12 protein-coding genes are annotated in these 16,883 nt (G+C 47.4%); 11 read left to right on the top strand and 1 reads right to left on the bottom strand.

Annotated elements, in window-relative coordinates; all coding sequences use genetic code 11:
- Positions 1-231: 231 nt before the first annotated feature.
- The 9 genes from Q0991_RS01895 (at position 232) to Q0991_RS01855 (ending at position 14,327) form a co-directional block, all read left to right on the top strand.
- On the top strand, positions 232-1,608 hold the full coding sequence (locus tag Q0991_RS01895; RefSeq protein WP_299484957.1) for a hypothetical protein: 1,377 nt from the start codon (positions 232-234) through the stop codon (positions 1,606-1,608).
- Between the two features lie 23 nt (positions 1,609-1,631).
- Complete coding sequence (locus Q0991_RS01890; protein WP_299484955.1) at positions 1,632-4,766, top strand: caspase family protein; 3,135 nt, start codon at positions 1,632-1,634, stop codon at positions 4,764-4,766.
- A gap of 89 nt (positions 4,767-4,855) precedes the next feature.
- Positions 4,856-5,380 carry a hypothetical protein gene (locus Q0991_RS01885; protein ID WP_299484953.1) on the top strand — a complete coding sequence of 175 codons (525 nt, stop codon included), beginning with the start codon at positions 4,856-4,858 and terminating at the stop codon, positions 5,378-5,380.
- A 291-nt stretch (positions 5,381-5,671) separates the two neighbouring features.
- Complete coding sequence (locus Q0991_RS01880) at positions 5,672-6,997, top strand: PhoH family protein (RefSeq protein ID WP_299484951.1); 1,326 nt, start codon at positions 5,672-5,674, stop codon at positions 6,995-6,997.
- Positions 6,998-7,191: 194 nt separating this feature from the next.
- Complete coding sequence (locus tag Q0991_RS01875) at positions 7,192-7,596, top strand: response regulator (protein WP_299484948.1); 405 nt, start codon at positions 7,192-7,194, stop codon at positions 7,594-7,596.
- 9 nt (positions 7,597-7,605) lie between these two features.
- Positions 7,606-9,939 (top strand): ATP-binding protein, encoded by a 2,334-nt coding sequence (locus Q0991_RS01870; protein ID WP_299484946.1) that lies wholly within the window; start codon positions 7,606-7,608, stop codon positions 9,937-9,939.
- Between the two features lie 97 nt (positions 9,940-10,036).
- Complete coding sequence (locus Q0991_RS01865; RefSeq protein WP_299484944.1) at positions 10,037-12,244, top strand: EAL domain-containing protein; 2,208 nt, start codon at positions 10,037-10,039, stop codon at positions 12,242-12,244.
- Between the two features lie 340 nt (positions 12,245-12,584).
- Positions 12,585-14,069, top strand: a complete 1,485-nt coding sequence (gene gltD, locus Q0991_RS01860; protein ID WP_299484942.1) for a glutamate synthase small subunit — start codon at positions 12,585-12,587, stop codon at positions 14,067-14,069.
- A gap of 48 nt (positions 14,070-14,117) precedes the next feature.
- Complete coding sequence (locus tag Q0991_RS01855) at positions 14,118-14,327, top strand: hypothetical protein (RefSeq protein ID WP_299484940.1); 210 nt, start codon at positions 14,118-14,120, stop codon at positions 14,325-14,327.
- Here the strand turns inward: Q0991_RS01855 and Q0991_RS01850 are convergent.
- The gene (locus Q0991_RS01850) at positions 14,324-14,809 is read right to left on the bottom strand and encodes a CRR6 family NdhI maturation factor (RefSeq protein ID WP_299484938.1); all 486 of its coding nucleotides are present in this window, start codon (positions 14,807-14,809) and stop codon (positions 14,324-14,326) included. The two genes, Q0991_RS01855 and Q0991_RS01850, sit on opposite strands and share 4 nt — an antisense overlap.
- A 233-nt stretch (positions 14,810-15,042) precedes the next feature.
- On the opposite strand from Q0991_RS01850, the gene Q0991_RS01845 reads away from it, so the two are divergent.
- Together Q0991_RS01845 and hemE are read left to right on the top strand one after the other, a co-directional pair.
- Positions 15,043-15,507, top strand: a complete 465-nt coding sequence (locus tag Q0991_RS01845) for a Fur family transcriptional regulator (RefSeq protein WP_299484984.1) — start codon at positions 15,043-15,045, stop codon at positions 15,505-15,507.
- Positions 15,508-15,631: 124 nt separating this feature from the next.
- The gene (gene hemE / locus Q0991_RS01840) at positions 15,632-16,699 is read left to right on the top strand and encodes a uroporphyrinogen decarboxylase (protein ID WP_299484935.1); all 1,068 of its coding nucleotides are present in this window, start codon (positions 15,632-15,634) and stop codon (positions 16,697-16,699) included.
- The last annotated feature ends 184 nt before the right edge of the window (positions 16,700-16,883 follow it).

The following is a 16,883-nucleotide window of genomic DNA, read 5'->3' as shown; positions in this document are numbered from 1 at the left end:
GAATCTCTCGTGAATTCAGGAACGGTATTTTCTGGGTTGTGGGCAATGTAAGTAAGATTACATCAGCAGCTTTAAGCTAAGCCTACACTGAATTCTAGAGTATCAAAGCTGTGCAAGAATGATAAACAAGGCTTTCCAAATTTGTGTTGGTCTATGTAGATTAGAGTGAACAACCTCAATATAGGGGTTGTGATCTCTTCCGATTCCCTCATATCTCGCTAGTGCTTACCTATGAATGCTCCGTCTAAAACTAAAACTCAGACCTTTAACTTACTCAGCATTGGGCATCGAGGTGTGGGTAAAACTGTTTTCTTAGTCGGCAGTTATGCTGAACAAAAATCAAATAGTGTGGTACGAAAATCTCCCACCTGGTTTGAATGTCAAGATACTCAGGTTCAACATAATCTCAATACATTGTTGGAATATATTTCCCAGACCGGTCAATATCCTCCAGCCACGATGAAGATTACCAACTTTACTTTCGCAGTTAAGACGCAAAACATTCTTGGAGAGCAGGAACTGTGCAAATTTCGTTGGTGGGATATCCCTGGCGAGATTTGTAATAATGACAACGCCAATTTCCAAAAGATGGTGATGGAATCCCATGGGGGTTGTGTCTTTATTGATACTCATACCCTTTACAACAATTCTGCCTATTCTCAGACCCTGCAAAATGTGATTAAGCAAGTAGAAGCAATATCCTCTTTAGCCTATCAAAGTGGTTTAACTTACATTTTCGCGATCGTGCTAACTAAATGCGATCTTTTGACGGAAAGTCCTCAAAAACTATTAAAAATAGAAGAGAATATCAGGCCACTGATGGCTCGCTTGGATGCGAATAAAATTCAGTATCGAAGATTTTATTCCACTATTCCAATTATTAAAAATGGAAAAATGTCCGTGTTGCAGGCTAAGGGGGCTTCAGCTCCCTTACTCTGGCTGGCTTCGGAATTAAGCCATATCCATTACCGGGGTCAGCCTCAATCTTTGGCTAGCGGAATCGATAACATTTTGAATAATACGGCCCAACCTAGTGCTCGATCTCAAGGGGTGAACCGAGAGCATTCATCTTCCAAAGATTGGAAGCAGCTTGGCCTGTGGGGGGCAATTGGATTTGGCCTTCTGGTGAGTGTGTTGGGTTTGTTGTTCGGCTTAGGAGTATTGCGTCTTCCGGGAGGACCACTCACGGTCGCGGAGCAAATTCAAGATTATCAGGAGACCCTTGATAAAAATCCAAATGATCCAGAGGCATTATTGCTCCTCTCTAAACTCTATTCAGAATTAACTGAGTTTGATAAGGCTGTGCCCCTTATGGAGAAACTGGTTGACCAACAACCCGAAAACACGACTTTCCTCTCTGATTTGGCATTTCTGTATGCTGTCAGTGGGAACAAGGCAAAGGAAGAGGAGGTCTATGACAAAATCCTAAAACTTGAACCCAAGAGTATTTTGGCGCTCACTAGTAAAGCTAAGCTGCGATCTGAAAGTGGGGATAACGAAGCGGCTAAGACCCTATTTGTCAGAGCTGAAGAAGCAGCACCGACGAAGGAATTAAAACAGGAAATCAGGAGAATGGCAGGTGAGGCCCAAGCCCCGTCTAACCCGTAATATCGACTAAGGACTATCCTCTGATGTTTACGCTAGAACTCGATCAATTGATTTACACTAGCTTCCCTGACCAGGGCTTCCAAACCCTGAGTAGTGAATCTGTGTCAGAGGAAGTGAAGCAGGTTTTTTTAACTCAGGTAGTTTATAAGTACTGGAATTCTTACGCCCCTCCCCAACCTGGATATCGTTCAGCTTATCTTGCCCAAATTTCTACTGAACAAACGTTATTTGGTTGGATGTATAACCATGGCAACGATGATTTGGGTCGTAGCCATGTTCCATACTTTGTTGCCTATTGTTTGACCGGGAAACTCGACAACGCTTTGCTGGATGATATTTATACCTATCTGGAGCGGGGACCGATCACCTTTATCGAGCGAGAAAGCGTTTCCCCGGTCGTGGCTAAGGTTGTGATCGACAGCTTGGAGGATTGGCATCCTGCCTTACCCGGGGTGTCCATTCCTTCGGGAACGCGTGCTCGGTGTCGGCTGCTGCTGGATAAGGAAAAACTCCTCAGTTTCTCGGTTGCTGTTCCTGCGGATAACCAGATTGAAGTTGACCTGGAGGATTCGACTGATTTTGATGTCGAGTCTGGTCTGCTAGGGCTCCCGACTGATAGTGAGCATGAGCCCCTCGTGAATTCCTTAGAACGGTTGTTGGAATCACCGAGAATAACCCTTGATTCGATGGCTCGGGTGCCAACCACCAAAAATGCCTTACTGATAGGGGTGAGTCATTGTGAATATGGCTTTGAACCCCTGCCTGGCGTACAGCAGGACATTGCAGTGATGAAGCAGGTTCTGGAAAATCCTAAAATTGCTGCTTTTGATGAGGTTCAAACGTTACTCAACCCCAATCCGCAACTGTTGGCTGAATCCCTTGAAAGCTTTTGCCAAGATCGAGATATTGACGATTTATTACTGGTCTATTTTTCTGGCCATGGGGTGGTTTTGGATGAACAGGGCCGATTTGGGCTCACCACTGGTGTGAGTCGGACCAACCCCCAGGATAAGGTGGTGCGCTCCACCCTGGTCTCTGTTGACTTACTTCAGGACATTCTGAATGACTGTAAGGCTGAGCAGCAAGTTGTCTTATTGGATTGTTGCTATCGACAAACCGCTTCTTCTGTATTGGCTCACCATTTGGATAATGTTAATTTCCCTCAACATTTAGGGGGATTGGGACGGACAATTATGACGTCGGCAACGCAGGCTCGGCATGCGTTTGTCCATAAGGGGGCTGATTTATCGTCATATACGTTCTATCTGGTGGAAGGGTTAAGAACGGGGGCAGCAGATCAGAATTGTGATGGCATTATTTCCATTGAAGAATGGTATGCCTATGCGAAGCGGAAGGTGAAACAAGAAATTCCTGCTCTTGATCCTCAAGTGTTCAATATCAAAGCGGCCCAAAATTTGGCCTTAGCCCAATCGCCAGCCCATGAGCCACAGTTTATTTACCGTCGCCAATTCGAATCTTATTCGATGCAAGGGGAGGTTTCTCCGGTCAATCGAGTGATTTTAGATAACTTGAGGGCAAGTTTAGATCTAGATGTTGAGACGGCAAAAGTCATTGAGGAAGAAGTTAACAAGCCGAAGCGGACCTATCAGACGAAGCTCCAGGAATATGCTATGGCTTTTGTGGAGGCCATTCGGCAAGAGTATCCAGTCAGTAGTTATTTGCAGGAACAGTTTAGACACTTTCAGGCTACTTTAGGGTTAACGGATGCAGATACGATACCTGTTGAGACTGCCATTATCCGCCAAGTTCAGGTGATCCAATCGCCGAGTCAGGCCACTGATGTAACCCGAGGGACTGTTCCTTCCCCAAGCTGGCCTAATCAAAATGTGATGCAACCGTTTCAACAGGCGATCGGTTTTGGGCAACAGACGTTTCAGACCTCTGCTCATCGTTTGACGGTGTTGGGACAAAGTTTCTCAAGTAAGGTCGGCCATTATTTACGGAATAATCGACATCGAGTTAAGGTCCCTAAGGTTTCATGGCACCAGTTGGAGGCTGTTCCCAAACGGGTTTGGTGGGGGGCTGGAGCGGGTGCGATCGCACTCCTAATCCTCACAACGGTTCTTCGGCAGCAGCAGGAGAGCCAACAACGGCAAAAAGAGGCGCAACAGTTAAGCTTTTTGCAATCTCTATCCCAACAGAAGCGTTACGATACCTGCATCTCCCAAACCCAAGCGATATCGAAAGATTCTCGACTATATCCCCATGCCCAGCAACTGCTCTCTCAATGCCAGGCCGGAATTGACTGGAAAAAGGCCCAGCTGCAAACCTTGCCCAATTCCCCTAAAAAAGCGATTTGGTCTGTGGCCCTGAGTCCTGATGGCAAAACATTGATGGGGAGCGGAGACCAGAATGACATCAAGCTTTGGAATATGGGCAAAGGCCAACTGGTTCGGACCCTCTCTGATCATAAAGATAAGGTGTGGACCATAGCCCTAGGTCCTAAGGGCAAGATCTTGGCGAGTGCCAGTGGAGATTGCACGATCAAGTTATGGGATGTAGCAACTGGAAAGCTACTGAGAACTTTTGCGGCCCATCCCGCAACCGTTTGGTCGGTTGCCATTAGCCCAGATGGCAAATTCTTGGTCAGTGGAAGTGAAGATCAGACCCTGAAAGTTTGGGATATCAAGACCGGAAAGCTTGTACGGACCCTTACTGGACATGCTAGCCAAGTCCGAGCTGTTGCCATCAGTCCCAACGGTCAAATGATTGCCAGCGCCAGTGCTGATCAAACGGTCAAGCTATGGGAACTCAAAACTGGCAAGTTGATTCGCACCCTTAAAGGCCATTCAGAACGGGTGATTTCTATCGCCTTTAGTCCTTCAAGCACCCAGTTAGCGAGTGCCAGTCAAGACAAGACTGTTAAACTCTGGACGCTAGCGTCTGGGGAGTTAAAGCAGACCTTTAAGGCTCATACCAAGCCCGTGACGGCGGTTACCTTTAGCCCTGATGGTCAGACATTGGCGACGGGCAGTCATGATCGTACGGTGAAGCTCTGGAACCTTTCCTCAGGGCGCTTGCGTCATACCCTGGGGGGATACAACGGTGATATTTATTCTCTCGCCTTTGCCGCTGATGGACAATCCTTGGTCAGTAGTAGTAAAAATAGTGCCATTAAAGTGTGGCATCGAAATTAAGTACCCTGCTTTCAGCTTTATGGAAGATCAGGGAATAGTGAAATGAATGAAGATGAAGTTTTCGAAATTTGTCGATAAGATAGAGCCGAATGCGATCACAATTTCAGGTCGCTATCCCCGTCCCCATACCATTGGAAGAGCTGATGCCCATGAAATCTAAAGTATTGATGCCGCTCCTGCTATTGGCCGTATTGGGCGTGCCAACGCGGGCGTTTGCCCATGCCCTGGAAACAAACTATGTGTTAGAAGATGCCAATAAGGTCAAGTTTACGGCCGTATTTAGTACGGGTGAGCCCCACAAGAATGCCAAAATCAAAATATACGCCCCGAATGATTTAAGTCAGCCGGTGCTAGAAGCTGAGACCGATGAGAAGGGGCAGTTTACCTTTGACACCCATGACAAGATGCCGGGAGAGTGGGAAGTCAGCATTGGCGAATCGGGGCATCAAGATATTTTGACGGTTCCGGTGACATCCAAGGGAATCAACCTTAATGACATTAGCGAAGTTCCGTCTCATCAGTCTCCTCAGATTCCGCTCCTTGCCATTGTTCTGTCTGGTGGGTTGGGTTCGGCAGCCGTGTTGTCTAAGCGGTTGCGCTCCATCAAATCATAAAGCCTTCAGCTCACCCTTAAACCGACGATAGCCTCGGCTAACGGGATAGATTGGGTCTTTAGCTAGACTAGCCTGCATATTCATGACGAGTTAGGGGGGATTCTGCCGAGGTTCTGCTCGATGATGGCGGCAAGGGGATGTTGATTGCCCCTTGTTGGGGCAATAGGGTCGATGGTTGGGCGTGTTTCGAATTCTCTGAAGATGATTTAAGACAACCCGTTCGAGGGCATTGTGCTGTAATAGGAAAAAGCTTCTCCCTTCCTATTCGACCCTGAGGTTGTTATCCCCCCTATGAAAAAAGCGTTTGTCCTCGATACCAATGTGCTGTTGCACGATCCAAATGCCATATTCCGATTTGAGGACAATGATGTAGTTTTACCGATAACAATTATCGAAGAACTGGATCGCTTCAAAAAGCAGCCTCAAGAAACGGGGCGAAATGCTCGTCAGGTTTCGCGTACCTTAGATGATTTACGGACTCAAGGTCACCTGACTAAAGGCATTGAACTCTCCAATGGTGGAATATTACGAGTGGCCTTATGTGATCGCATCACCTTAAAAGAACTTCCTCCTGAATTAGAAGGTGACCAAGCCGACAATGCAATCTTGGCTGTGGCTTTGGAACTTAGAAATCAGTGCCATTGCCCGGTGGTGTTAGTCAGTAAGGATACCAATCTGCGGATCAAGGCTGATGTGCTGGGATTATCGGCAGAAGACTATTCTACGGATAAGGTCAACTTCGAAGGGCTCTACACCGGCATGACCGAAGTAATGGTGAGCACTGAGACCATTAGCCAGCTCTTTCAAGCGGGACATACCTCCCTGGCAGAAAAGACATGGCCCAATCAGGCGGTCACCTTATTTGATAGCCTCAACCCTTCCCATACGGCCTTAGCATTAGCCGGTGAAACGACGGGTGAGGTCGTGCCCCTGCCTAAGTTTCCCCATAATGGCATTTCCAGGATTCGGGCTCGGAATCGAGAACAAAAATTTGCCTTTGAACTCCTAATGCAGGACTCCATTTCCCTCGTGACTTTGGTGGGTAAAGCTGGAACGGGAAAAACATTGCTTGCGATCGCAGCCGGATTGCACAAAGTTGCAGATGAAAAAAGCTATAGTCGTTTGTTGATTGCCCGGCCAATTGTTCCTATGGGTAGGGATTTGGGATATCTGCCCGGCGATATTGATGAAAAGTTGACGCCTTGGATGCAGCCTCTTTACGACAATTTTGATTTGATTTTTGGCACTCAGGATGTGGCCGGGCAGCCCTCCCATTGGCGGCGAGGTCATGAAGAACTGATTGATCAGGGCTTGTTGCAAATTGAGCCCTTGACCTATATCCGAGGGCGGACGATACCCAATCAATTTTTGATCGTAGATGAAGCGCAGAATCTCACCCCCCATGAAGTCAAAACGATTTTGACCCGTGCCGGGGAACATACCAAAGTGGTGCTCACGGGTGATCCTGAGCAGATTGATAATCCCTATGTGGATGCGGCCAGTAATGGTTTGACCTATGTCGTGGAGCGGTTTAAGGCTGAGACCATCGCCGGTCATATCACCCTCTATCAGGGTGAACGGTCTAGTTTGGCTGAGAAAGCCGCGGCGCTCCTTTAACCTGGCAAGGAGCATCTTCAAGTTAGTCGGAGAACTGGGCAAACTAAGCCTAGTTCTATCCATTTCATTTGGACACTCATTATCCCCATGCCAGGGTGATGACGTTGAACCGATGGAAAAAATGCTGTTTCAACCGACTTATAAGGTTGTTCTCGTAATCCGAAATCCAATATCTGAGAGGCCGAATTCGTTCTATGGCTACGTCAGCAATCATCTGTGTGGATGATGAATCCGTCATTTTAAGAAGCCTAAGAGATCAAATAGGCAAGTATTTTGGCGATCGACATTTGTGCGAAATTGCCGAGAGTGTGGAAGAAGCTTGGGAAGTCATCGATGAACTAAAAGAAGACGACGTTGAAATTTTGATCATCATTTCCGATTGGTTAATGCCAGGGGTCAAAGGAGATGAATTCCTGATTGATTTAAACCAGAAGTTTCCAGAAATTGTGACGGTTTTGTTATCGGGGCAGGCGGATGAATCAGCCGTTGAGCGCATCTACCAAAATATGAATCTCCATGCCTACGTTTCTAAACCATGGAATGAAAAAGAGTTAATGCAAGTTATTAAGACTGGATTGGATACATTTAATGCCGAGTGAGTCTGATTGATGTTGATTCAATCTTTACGTTCTTTTCCGGGAAAATTTGCCCGTCGTCAGAAACTCAAAACGATCTTGATTGTTCCGTTTGTGCTGCAAGTTTGTGGGGCTGTGGGGCTAGTCGGTTATTTGTCCTTTAAAAACGGCCAACAGTCCATTGAATCCTTAGCCCATCAAATTACAGCTGAAGTTGAGGATCGGATTGCGGAGCGCACCCAATCCTATTTGACTGCGCCCCATGCGGTTAACCAACTCAATAAACATGCTCTAGATTTGGCGCAACTCCAGGTCAATAATCTAAAAAGTATGGAGCGCCATTTTTGGCGGCAAATTCAAGTCTTTAATCAAATTAGCTATATCCAATTTGGCACCCCAAAGGGGGAATTTGTTGGTTTAGCTGCCAATGATGATGGGACGTTTACCTATCAAGTGACGGAATCCACTGGGAACTTACAAACCTACTCGATTCGGAGAGGGGGACAACGGGGCGAATTACTAGAAACTTCTCCAAACTTTATGCCCCAAAAACGGCCCTGGTATTTGGCCCCAGAGAGAACGGATAAACCGACCTGGACGGAAATTTATCCTTGGGTCAATCCTCCAACCCTGGCCATCACCCTGGGGCAGCCCTATTACGACCAGTCTGGGACCTTTCAGGGGATCCTAGCAACGGATTTAACCATTACTCAAATTAGTGATTTTCTGAAGACCCTCAAAATCGGTAAGGCGGGTAAAAGTTTTATGCTTGAGCGATCAGGGTTACTGGTGGCCACCTCCACTTCTGAGAAGCCCTTTACCCCATCTGAACAAGGTCCTCAACGCCTGGCTGCCTTAAACAGCGAAGATGCGCTGATTCGAGAGAGTACCCAAACTTTACTCGATCGATTTGGAGATTTGCAGGTTATAACCGATCGCCAGCAACTGGCTGTAGCGATTGATGGTAAACGATATTTCCTCCAGGTCAATCCTTTACGGGATCAACATGGCTTAGATTGGCTGAGCGTGGTGGTGGTTCCTGAGTCTGATTTTATGGAACAAATCTATGCCAATACCCGGGCCACAATAGGTCTGTCCATTGCGGCATTGTTTGTTGCCATCCTATTTGGCATGGTGACTGCCCGTTGGGTGACCAACCCGATTTTGAAAATTAATCAAGCTGCAACGGCGATTTCTTCAGGAGATTTAGGGCGAAATGTTTCTCTAAATCAATATCGGTCGGATGAATTAGGAGAACTGGCTCGGACCTTTAACCATATGGTGAATGATTTGCGAATTGCTTTGGAAGAACGCAATATCATGGTGGAGGCGCTGAAGGAAAGTGAACAGCAACTGGCAGAGTATAATCGGTCGCTGGAGCAGCAGGTTCAAGAGCGGACCCAAGAACTTATTCAATCTGAAAAAATGGTGGCCTTGGGGCAACTCACGGCAGGGGTCGCTCATGAAATCAACACGCCATTAGGCGCGATTCAAGCTGCAGGAGAAAATATTTCCTCTTCTCTGGATAAATCGATGCAGCGGTTACCGCAAGTGCTTCAGGAATTGCAGTCTGAGCAATCTGAGGCGTTTTTTCACCTTCTGGCCGCTGCCCAACAACATCGAGACATTCTAACGTCTCGGGAAGAACGGAAATTAAAGCGAGAACTCAAAAAGGTGCTAACGGAACAGAACTTAGAACCTGCGATTGAGATAGCCAGTACGCTCAGCAAAATGGGAATCACATCGGATATCTCCCCATTTGAACCGATCCTAGTATTGCCCAACAATACTGATATTTTGGATGTTGCTTATGATTTGACCGTCATTTACAACAATACCCAGAATATTCGCTTAGCGGTGGGACGCGCGGCTAAAATTGTGTTTGCTTTGAAAAGTTATGCTCGCCAGGATCTTAGCAATGAAAAGGTGATGGCCGCGATTCCTGAAACGGTGGAAACGGTTTTAACCCTTTACCATAATCAGCTTAAACAGGGCATCGAATTAACCAAGGAATTTGATCCGGTTCCAGAAATTCTCTGCTATCCAGAAGAGCTTGCCCAAGTATGGACCAACTTATTACACAATGCCATGCAGGCAATGGACTATAAAGGACAAATTGCCATTGCGATTCGGCAAGACCCACACCATATTGTTGTCAGTATCACCGATTCAGGGAGTGGGATTCCCCCAGAGATCCAAGAGAAAATCTTTAGCCCATTTTTTACCACCAAACCGGCTGGCGAAGGCAGTGGTTTGGGACTGGATATCGTCCGCAAGATTGTTGATAAGCATCAGGGCCGGGTCGAATGCGAAAGCCAGCCTGGGCATACTAGGTTTGAGGTTTGGTTGCCCATAGAGGCTGTTTAGGGGATATCAATTTTGGCGTGGAGTTAACCGGTTTAGAAATAAAGGTCTTCCTGGGGAATGTGCCTGAACAAGCTGCATCAGTGATTGTGGAGTAAAGGTGAATAAAGGCACAATTATTTGCATCGATGATGACCGATTAATTTTGAATAGCCTTCGAGATCAGCTTCAGCGAATTATCGAGGATGCCTATGAGATTGAAGTCGCTGAAAGTGGTGGAGAAGCACTAGAGCTGCTCTCAGAGTTGGAGGCGGATCGGATCAAAATTCCCCTCGTGATCTGTGATCAAAATCTACCCGATATGGGTGGAGATGCACTTCTCAGCTATGTTCAGATTCAATATCCGAAAACCCGAAAAATTTTACTGACGGGTGATGCGAATCTGGATGCTATTATTCATGCCATTAATTCAGCAAATTTATATCGATATATTGCTAAACCATGGGATGAGACTGATTTAGGATTGACGGTAAAAGCCGCTCTGCAGAGCTATTGGCAAGATGAACAGCTGATTGAACAAAATAAAACCCTCCGAGCGGTAAACCTTCAACTCCATGCAGAAATTGATGAACGTCAACTCACTCAGCAGAAACTACAGGACAGTGAACAGCGCCTAGAAAGTATTCTGAATTCTTTGGATGATGTGGTTTGGTCAGCAGCCATTGATGGCTACCAGTTGCTGTATTTAAATCCTGCTGCGGAAGAGGTTCATGGGTATAGTGTTTCGTCCTTTCTAAGCAATCCTAATTTATGGACAGAGGTGGTCCACCCAGCCGATCGCCATCAGATTGTCCATTTCTTTGACCATTTGTTGGCATCCGGTTCCCAGAGTATTGAATATCGAATTTTAAGACCCGATGGAGAAATTCGCTGGCTAAAAAATCGGGGGCATGTGACGACAGATGATCGAGGCACGCCGATTCGATTAGACGGAATTATTTACGATATTACTGAGCAAAAGCGAGCACAGGCTCAGTTACTTCATGATGCGTTTCATGATGAATTAACCGGGCTTCCAAATCGCAATTTACTGATGGAACGGATTGCTCAATCCCTTAAACGTCAGCACCGCATCCCTGACTATCAGTTTGCGTTGCTATTTATTGATTTAGACCGATTTAAAATCATTAACGACAGTTTGGGGCATATTGTTGGTGATCAGTTGTTGGTGGCGATCGCAAATCTATTAGAAAATTGTGTGCGCACCTCTGATACCGTTGCTCGCTTAGGGGGAGATGAGTTTACGATTCTGTTGGATGGGATTCAGGGGGTTGAGGATGCGACTCAAGTGGCTGAGCGGATCCTCTTCACATTGCAAAAACCCTTTCAAGTTGGCGACCACAGCGTGTTTACCGGGTCGAGTATTGGGATTGCCTATAATTCAGTTCAATACGAAGACGCCACATTATTGTTGCGGGATGCTGATATTGCGATGTATCGGGCCAAGGCTATGGGCAAAGGCTGCTTTGTTGTCTTTAGCCCAGAAATGCATGCGCAGACGCTAAATCTGTTGAAGTTGGAGCGCGATCTTCGTTCTGCTATCGATCGAGAGGAGTTCGTCCTCTTTTATCAGCCGATTATTGATCTCCAGACGGGGGGGCTGTGTGATGTGGAAGTTCTAGTCCGATGGCAGCATCCTGATCGAGGCTTGATCCTGCCGTCTGAGTTTATTCCGGTGGCAGAAGAAACAGGCTTGATTGTGGAAATTGGGAAATGGGTGTTGCAAGCGGCCTGTCATCAGCTCAGATCTTATCAGCAACAGTTTTTCGCGGCGCAGACACTGCGGATTAGTGTTAATTTGTCCAGTGAACAACTTCAAGATCCCAATTTTATCCATGAAGTGGATCGGATCTTGGCTGAGTCGCGCTTAGAGGGACACTATCTGAAACTGGAATTGACTGAGACGATGCTGATGGCCCATGAGGAAAAGCATATTCAAACGCTGCAGCAACTGCGCGATCGCAATATCCAAATTAGTCTTGATGATTTCGGGACCGGTTATTCCTCCCTCAGCTATTTATATCGGTTTCCCTTAGATACCTTGAAAATCGATCGCTCCTTTGTCAGTCGGATGATGTCGCAGCCCCAGGATGCAGAGATAGTCAATACGATTATTTCCCTCGCGCGGACCATGAATATGGATGTGGTGGCTGAAGGGATTGAAACGGAAGCAGAGGTCTCACATTTGATCCAGTTGGGATGTGATCGGGGTCAAGGCTATTTATTCTCACGACCCATGAGCCAACAACAGCTGGAAAAATGCTTGAGAGAGCGTCAGGGACAGCTAGAATTCTGTCACCATCCTTAGCCCTTTCTGTCCCGTCTGGTTGATCTGAGACTCAATCTACTTCGCAGTTTGATCAAAGTGAGGTTGGCTCTCCACGCTGCTGGATTGATGTAGGTGGTTGAGATGCGATTGCCTTTTGGTTGTTGATTCCTTTGGGTTAGGAAGGGATCAAGGAAAAATTATGATCTTTCTGTCTTGATCCAAACAATAGGGATTAAGTTGTTGGGTATAACGCTTGACTTTGCAGAGGTCAGGAGAAAAAAATAAGAATCTTGGCGTCCGGGTTCGTTCGTGAAAGGGGGAAGGCTAGGATTTCTGCGGCGCTGATTTGGCTCAAGACTATTTAGTAAAGATTACGACTATGGGTAAACCGACTGGTTTTATAGAATTCGTCCGTGAAATTCCAACGGATCGTCCGCCGCTAGAGCGGATTAAGAATTGGGATGAATTCCATCAGCATTTACCTGAAGATCGGCTTCGTAACCAAGGGGCTCGATGTATGGATTGCGGGACGCCGTTTTGCCATACGGGGACGGTCATCAGCAATATGGCGAGTGGGTGCCCTATTAATAACTTGATTCCAGAATGGAATGATTTGGTCTATCGAGGACTGTGGCGAGAGGCCCTCGATCGGCTTCATAAAACCAATAATTTTCCTGAATTTACAGGTCGTGTCTGCCCCGCGCCATGTGAAGGCTCTTGCGTATTGGGAATCACCAATCCGCCCGTAACGATCAAAAATATTGAACAAACCATTGTTGATAGAGGGTGGGAAGAGGGCTGGATTACCCCCCAACCCCCTGAAAAACGCACGGGCAAAAAGGTGGCTGTCGTCGGTTCTGGACCTGCTGGACTCTGTGCGGCCGCCCAACTTAACAAGGCGGGTCATTGGGTGACGGTGTTGGAACGAGCGGATCGACCGGGCGGTTTGTTGACCTACGGCATCCCCAATATGAAGCTGGAGAAAGAGCAGGTGGTGATGCGCCGTCTCCAGCTTTTAGAAGAAGAAGGCGTGAAGTTTGTCTGTAATACCGAAGTAGGTAAAGATTTGCCTGCTGAATCCTTGTTGAAGGATTTTGATGCTGTTGTCCTCTGTACGGGAGCGACATGTCCCCGGGATTTGCCGATTGAAGGTCGAGAATTGCAGGGAATTCACTTTGCCATGGACTTTTTGACGGCGAATACCAAAGCGGTGATGGATGCCAGTCTGAATGATCAGGTGATTTCGGCTCGAGGCAAAGATGTGGTTGTGATTGGTGGCGGCGACACCGGTACAGACTGTGTGGGCACCTCCATCCGCCATAACTGTAAGAGTTTAGTGCAGCTAGAAATTATGCCTAAGCCCCCCCTAGAGCGGGCGGCGAATAACCCTTGGCCGGAATGGCCCAAAATCTACCGCCTCGACTATGGTCAAGAAGAAGCAGCTGCGGTGTTTGGGGATGATCCTCGCGGCTATTTAACGATGACGACTCGCTTTGAAGGGGATGAGCAGGGGCATGTGAAAGCATTGCACACGGTGCAGGTGACCTGGGAAAAAGATGAGCAAGGCCGGTTTACTCCTGTGCATGTGCCGGGTTCGGAAAAAGTGATTCCAGCTCAATTGGTGTTATTGGCTATGGGCTTTTTAGGGCCTGAACAACCGCTGCTAGATTCCTTGAAATTAGATCTGGATCCGCGGGGCAATGTCAAAGCTGAGTACGAAAAATACACGACCAGTATTCCCGGAGTGTTTGCAGCGGGAGATTGCCGTCGCGGCCAAAGCTTGGTGGTCTGGGCTTTTAATGAAGGTCGAGGCGCAGCTCGGGAATGCGATCGCTACTTGATGGGGCAAACCGATTTGCCGTAGCTATAATATTGGCGTTAGAGAATGACTGTCCTTAACCTTTAACAAGACATGAAACTTTCTCCACAAACCGTTTATGACAACCTCAACCTGCTGGAGCAGGTCGATAGAGTCAGTAGTGCCCGCTATCGTGAAATGGCCCAGGAAGTCCTGGCAGATCCTGAGGTAAGCTTGCAATGGCGAGAAGCGATCGCAGAGCGTCTCAACCAAGCCAATCGTCAGCTCGGGCTACAAACGGCCAGCGATAACGATAGCTACTAGTCAGGATGGGCCTGGATCAGATCGAAAATAGTGTTGTCCAGTTCATAGCCAAACATCTCTGCCATTTGCATCACTTTGGTATTGCTCTCTTGCCCTAAAGATCGCAACCAGCGGGTGATCACAAAAACTTTCTGCATGATCAGAATGTCTAAGGCTTGCGGGTTGAAGAGAATGCCTTCTTTCTCGCTGAATTGGTGGGGAACGAGCATGGCCATATAGCGAACCAGTTCGCCCGACCGCCAGTCGAGTAATAACGGTAACCAAGGGTAGAGGCTGTCTAGGCGAATAAACCACAAACGGACTTCCGGGATTTCAGACCATTCTTGTTGAGCATCCGCCGGTTGAGGGTAGTTGATGTGAAAGGTGAGTTCCTGCTCATGGGCCAAAATATCGTCAGCCAGCCAAGTCTCTAGGAGCGGACGAATGGGAGATAAATCTAAGCTATCAATATGAGCAGCATGGATGGCAATCGTTTCAGTCATGGTCTGTATCCGCTTGAAAGGGGTGTGAAAGGGGTATAAAACGGAATCGGTCCGGGTTTAGGTATGATAGAAGGGAATAGCCAGACGGCTCAGTTCTGTTTGAGCTATTGAGCTGGGGTCGAGTACGACTAGCTGTCAAACTCGGATGGATTGCAATTCTATCTGAACGTGTTGAATTCTAAATTAGGTCTACCTTGACCCATTAAAGCTTGAAACCGTTGTTTAGTGTTGGGATGTACCGCGTGTCTGACGTTGAGCCTGAGACCACCGCCAAACCAATCACTTCCCTAGAAGGTGCGATTGACCAATGCCAAGCATTGGGAATGCGCCTGAGTCGGCAACGGCGGTCTATTTTGGAGCTGCTTTGGCAAGCGGAAGAGCATCTCTCGGCCCGACAAATCTATGATCGGCTCAATCAGGCAGGAAAAGACATTGGTCACACGTCGGTCTATCAGAATCTAGAAGCGCTTTCTCAGCACGGGATTATTGAATGTGTGGAGCGATCGGATGGCCGCTTATACGGTAATTTAAGCCATTCCCACAGCCATATTAATTGTCTAGATACGGATCAAATCATCGATATTCAGGTGGAATTGCCGCCGGAACTGATTGCTCAAATTGAAGCGCAGGCAGGTGTAACCATCTCAGATTATCGGGTTGACTTCTTTGCCTATCGTCACCCAAATCCAAAAATGTAGCCAATTAATCCTAAACTAGATCCAGCAAGCAGATTGAAAGGGGCGGGTGTGCCTTGCTTCCAGATGGAGTGATGAATGCAATTGGCCCCCTTGCCTTTGACTAAGTTAGGAGTAAAACGTACCGATGGCTGGATCTACCCAAGATGTCCCACGTCTTTTGCGGGCTGCCCGTGGGGAAGTATTGGATCGCCCCCCCGTTTGGATGATGCGGCAGGCGGGTCGATATATGAAGGCCTACCGAGATTTACGAGAAAAGTATCCCTCTTTTCGAGAGCGTTCAGAGATTCCTGAAGTGGCGATTGAGATTTCTCTACAACCTTGGCGTGCCTTTCAGCCGGATGGCGTGATTCTCTTCTCAGATATCGTCACCCCCCTACCGGGCATCGGCATCAAAATGGATATTGCTGAAGGGAAGGGACCGATCATCGAGGAGCCGATTCGAACCATGGAGCAGGTGAATAATCTCCATGGGTTGGAGCCGGATGAGTCTTTGCCGTTTATTCGCCAGATTTTAACGGCCCTGCGCCAAGAAGTCGGTAATCAATCGACGGTTTTAGGGTTTGTGGGGGCGCCATGGACCCTTGCGGCCTATGCCATCGAAGGCAAAGGTTCTAAACATTACTCCATTATCAAGGGAATGGCGTTTGATGATCCGTCTGTTCTTCATGCCTTTTTAGAGAAGATCTCGGATGCGATCTCAACCTATGTCCGCTACCAAATTGATTGCGGTGCCCAGGTGGTGCAAATGTTTGACTCTTGGGCGGGTCAACTCAGCCCCATCGATTTTGAAACCTTTGCCCTTCCTTATCAGCAGCGGGTTTTCCGTCAGGTAAAAGAAACTCACCCTGATACGCCGTTGATTTTGTTGGCAAGCGGTAGCGCTGGCTTGCTGGAGCGGATGGCGCAGTCTGGTGCTGACATTATCAGTGTGGACTGGACGGTCGATATGGCGGATGCGCGTAAGCGCTTAGGACCGAACCTGCATGTCCAGGGGAATATGGATCCGGGTGTGCTATTTGGGTCGAAAGATTTTATTCGCGATCGCATCCTCGATACGATTCGCAAAGCTGGCAACAAAGGTCATATCATGAACCTCGGTCATGGTATTCTACCAACCACACCAGAAGAAAATGCGGCCTTTTTCTTCGAAACCGTTAAGCAAGCGGATCAGTTGTTAGCCGTACCCGCTTAGCCACCCATATTCGCTTGAAAATACGCTTGGGTTTTATAGACCCCAAGCGCAAATGGTTTCCGGTATGCCGCCTTAGGTGAGATGACCTACAACTCATTTCGGGTTTTATTCCATGGGTCAAATTATCTGAAACCCTCTCACTGCATAGCCTTCCATCGACACAGATTAAAATGGCTCCAGCCTT

This window comes from Acaryochloris sp. IP29b_bin.137 (genome assembly GCF_028285745.1).
Classification (GTDB): Bacteria; Cyanobacteriota; Cyanobacteriia; order Thermosynechococcales; family Thermosynechococcaceae; genus Acaryochloris.
Note: the sequence above shows the minus strand (reverse complement) of the source record. Positions and strands in the feature narration are given on the sequence as shown.